The organism is Agromyces binzhouensis (assembly GCF_004135055.1).
Classification (GTDB): domain Bacteria; phylum Actinomycetota; class Actinomycetes; order Actinomycetales; family Microbacteriaceae; genus Agromyces; species Agromyces binzhouensis.
In genome coordinates this window covers 1-3,917 of sequence record NZ_SDPL01000297.1, presented here as the reverse complement: position 1 = coordinate 3,917, position 3,917 = coordinate 1, and the positions used below count along the sequence as shown (strand labels likewise).

The 3,917-nt window shown below is 73.5% G+C and carries 3 protein-coding genes and 1 pseudogene; 2 read left to right on the top strand and 2 right to left on the bottom strand.

Annotated features, from left to right (window positions below):
• Positions 1-783: cysteine desulfurase family protein (locus ESO86_RS12865; RefSeq protein WP_129235384.1), on the bottom strand; the 783-nt coding region annotated here is incomplete at its 3' end.
• A gap of 50 nt (positions 784-833) precedes the next feature.
• Here ESO86_RS12865 and glgX point away from each other — a divergent pair.
• Positions 834-3,011: a glycogen debranching protein GlgX gene (glgX, locus tag ESO86_RS12860; protein ID WP_129235383.1), complete on the top strand. Its 2,178-nt coding sequence runs from the start codon at positions 834-836 to the stop codon at positions 3,009-3,011.
• The gene (ybaK, locus tag ESO86_RS12855) at positions 3,008-3,505 is read left to right on the top strand and encodes a Cys-tRNA(Pro) deacylase (RefSeq protein ID WP_129235382.1); all 498 of its coding nucleotides are present in this window, start codon (positions 3,008-3,010) and stop codon (positions 3,503-3,505) included. Before glgX ends, ybaK begins: the two co-directional genes overlap by 4 nt.
• A gap of 12 nt (positions 3,506-3,517) precedes the next feature.
• Here ybaK and ESO86_RS19000 read toward each other — a convergent pair.
• Positions 3,518-3,917, bottom strand: a pseudogene (locus ESO86_RS19000) (DUF3417 domain-containing protein); the annotation flags it as partial.

Sequence of the window (3,917 nt, the reverse complement as noted above, 5' to 3'; positions counted from 1 at the left end):
CGCCGCGGCGACGTCCTGCGTGCCCGAGCGGATGCGTCGCTGCTGCCCGCCGCCGTGGAGGAGCGGCTCGATGCGCGTCGACCGGTCGAGCACGAGCGCACCGATGCCGACGGGACCGCCGACCTTGTGCGCCGAGACGCTGACCGCGACGAGGCCCGCGCCCGCGGGAGCGGCGGTCTCGTGCCGGACGGCGTGCAGGTCCACGGGGACGTGCCCGTATGCGGCGATCGCGTCGACGTGCAGCGGCACGCCGGCCCGCGCGCACAGGTCGGCGACCTCGCGCACCGGCTCGATCGTGCCGACCTCGTTGTTCGCCCAGAGCATGGTGACGAGCGCGACGGATGCCGCGTCGCGCTCCAGTTCGGCGGCGAGCGCGTCGACGCGCAGTCGCCCGAGCGCGTCGAGGGGCAGCTCGACGACCTCCGCGCCCTCCATGCCCGCGAGCCACTCGACCGTGTCGATCGTGGCGTGGTGCTCGCCGCCGGGCAGCAGGATGCGGCGGGCGGACGCCTCGGCGCGCCGACGCCAGAACAGGCCCTTGATCGCGAGGTTCACGGCCTCGGTGCCGCTTCCGGTGAAGACGACCTCGATCGGGTCGGCGCCGAGCGTCGCGGCGACCTGCTCCCTGGCCTCCTCGAGCAGCCGCTTGGCGTGCTGCCCGGCGCCGTGGATCGAGGCCGGATTGCCGACGAGCCGGAGCGCGCGGGTGATCGCGTCGATCGCCTCGGGACGGAGCGGCGTGGTGGCGGCGTGGTCGAGGTAGACCGGGTCGCGGCGGGGCATCGAGCACCTCCTGACCGGGAACCGGTTCCCCACGAACTACTGTAGTTCGCATGTCTCCGGCCGATCCGCTCCGCGACCTGGGCGTGCGCACCGGACCCGCAGGCGGCACGATCCGCGTCTGGTCCGAGCACGCGACCTCCGTGGACCTCGAGGTGTTCGCTCCGGACGACCTCGACTGGGCCGTCGAGCGGCTGCCGCTCATGCGCGGCGCGGACGGCGTGTGGGAGGCGACCTCCCCCGCCCTCGTGCCCGGCGCCCGCTACGGCCTGCGCGTCGACGGCCCCGCGGGCATCGAGCACGCGTTCAATCCCGCGCACACGCTGCTCGATCCGTGGGCGCGCGGGCTGCAGTCGGCGGCGGACGGGTCGTGGCGCGGCGTCGTGCTCGACTCCCTCGCAGCGGAGGGCTTCGACTGGGGCGGGGTCGGCAAGCCCCGCGTGCCGCTCGACCACACCGTGGTCTACGAGGCCCATCCGAAGGGGTTCAGCCGGCTGAACGAGCGCATCCCGGAGCCGCTGCGCGGCACCTACGCGGGACTCGCGCACGACGCGTCGCTCGAGTACCTCGCCGACCTCGGGGTCACGACGGTCGAGCTGCTGCCGGTGCAGGCCTTCGTCGCCGAGGAGCGGCTCGTGCGCCAGGGCCAGGTCAACTACTGGGGCTACAACACCCTCGGCTTCTTCGCACCGCATGCGCCGTACGCGAGCCCGGAGGCGCAGGCCGCGGGGCCGTCCGCGGTGCGGCGCGAGTTCGCGGGCATGGTCAAGCGACTGCACGAGGCCGGCCTCGAGGTCGTCCTCGACGTGGTCTACAACCACACGGCGGAGGAGGGTCGGCAGGGGCCGACCTACAGCTTCCGCGGCATCGACAACGCCTCGTACTACCGGCACGACGTGCACGGCCGGTACGTCGACACGACGGGGTGCGGCAACACGCTCGACTTCGGGCACGACGCGCCGATGCGCCTCGTGCTCGACTCCCTGAGGTACTGGGCGGAGGAGCTGCAGGTCGACGGCTTCCGCCTCGACCTCGCCGCGACCCTCGGCCGCGACGCGCTCGGGGCCTACTCCCCCCACCATCCGCTCCTCGCCGCCATGCTCGCCGACCCCGTGATCAGCGCGGGCAAGCTCATCGCCGAGCCGTGGGACGTCGGGCCGTTCGGCTGGCAGACGGGCAACTTCGCGCCCGGGTTCTCCGAGTGGAACGACCGCTACCGCGACCGGATGCGCGACTTCTGGCTCGGCGACCTGCGCCGCGAGCGCCACGACGAGCACGGCAGCGGCATCGGCCGCTTCGCGACGCGCCTGGCGGGCTCGTCGAACACGTTCGCCGAGGAGCGCGGCCCGCTCGCGAGCCTGAACTTCATCACCGCGCACGACGGCTTCACGCTCGCCGACCTGACGGCCTACGACGTCAAGCACAACCTCGGCAACGGCGAGCACAACCGCGACGGCGCCGACCACAACAACTCCTACAACCACGGCGTCGAGGGACCGACGGACGACCCCGAGATCGCCGCGGCGCGTCGCCGGAGCATCCGGAACCTGCTCGGCACGCTTCTGCTCTCGGCGGGCGTGCCGATGCTGACGGCCGGAGACGAGTACGGTCGCAGCCAGCGCGGCAACAACAACGCGTACTGCCACGACTCCGAGCTCACGTGGCTGGCCTGGTCGCCCGACGAGCGCGACGCCGCGATCGAGGCGACCACCCGGCACCTGCTCCGCCTGCGCCGCGAGCACCCCGCACTGCGGCCCGTGCGCTACGGCCGCTTCGGCGAGAGCGTCCCGAGCGCCTCGCAGATGGACTGGTACAACGCCGACGGCGAGACCATGACCATCGAGCACTGGCACGACCCGTCGCAGCGCACGCTGCAGTTCCTCGCGGCCTCGACGCCCGAGTTCGAGGACTTCAACCGCATCCTCCTCGTCGTCCACGCCTCCGAGCGCGAGGTCGAGGTCCTGCTGCCGGATCACCCCGGCGTCGACGACTACGAACTGCTGTGGGACTCGGCGGTCGACGAGCCCGGCGACGAGCTCGGCGCGCGACACGAGCCGGGCACCCGTCTCCTGATGACGCCGCAGTCGATGCGACTCTTCCGCGCCTCGGGCGATCCCGCACCGGTGCTCGTCGATGCCGCGGCCGGTTCGCTCGGCGCCGGAGCCGACGAGGCCGACGACGCCGGCGACGGGCGCCGCGCCGACGACGCTCCCGAGGCGTCGGCCCGATGACGAGGCGATCCGATGGCACGGCGGGCACGCCCGCGACCGTCGCGCTGACGCGGGCGGGGATCCGCTTCACCGCACATCCGTACGAGCACGACCCGCGGGCGGCGGCCTACGGCCTCGAGGCCGCGCAGAAGCTCGGAATCGAGCCGGAGCGCGTGTTCAAGACGCTCCTCGCGAACGTCGACGGAGCCCTCGCGGTCGGCATCGTGCCCGTGTCGGACCAGCTCGACCTCAAGGCGCTCGCGACGGCGCTCGGCGGCAAGCGGGCCGAGATGGCCGACCCCTCGCTCGCCGAACGGAAGACGGGCTACGTCGTCGGCGGCATCAGCCCCATCGGGCAGAAGGTCGCGCTCCCGACCGTGCTCGACGAGTCGGCGATCCTCTTCGAGACCATCCTCGTCTCGGGCGGGCGCCGCGGCCTCGACCTCGAGCTCGCACCCGACGACCTGCTCGCCGCGACGTCCGGCAGGTACGCGCCGATCGCGCGCACCCGCTGAACCGCCCGACGCTCAGCCCGCGGCAGCGACCAGCCCCAGTTCCGCGGTCGAGACCAGCAGCGGATGCCGGGGCACGACGCGCACGGTGTAGCCGAACGCCCCGGCCCGGTCGAGCGTCACCGTGCCGACGTACACGCGGGTGGCGGTGTCGGTCGTCGAGGCGCCGTCGGGCACGAGCTCGGCCACGCGCGCGTGGTCGATGCGGTCGTCGCCGTGCGAGTGGCCGTAGACGACCTCGACGGACACGTCGGACTCGGACAGGTCGCCCAGTGCGACGTGCGCTCGGAGGTGGAGCTCGTCGCCGACGTGCGGCGTCGACTCGACGCCGCCCGACTCGACGTGGGCCACGTGCACGCTGGGCCACGCGGCGCGCACGCGCGCACCCCAGGCCGCGAGCTCGCGCGCCGGCTTC

Excerpts from the sequence above, each read along its gene's own strand:
- glgX (WP_129235383.1), top strand. The coding sequence starts at position 834 with ATGTCTCCGGCCGATCCGCTCCGCGACCTGGGCGTGCGCACCGGACCC.
- ybaK (WP_129235382.1), top strand. The coding sequence starts at position 3,008 with ATGACGAGGCGATCCGATGGCACGGCGGGCACGCCCGCGACCGTCGCG.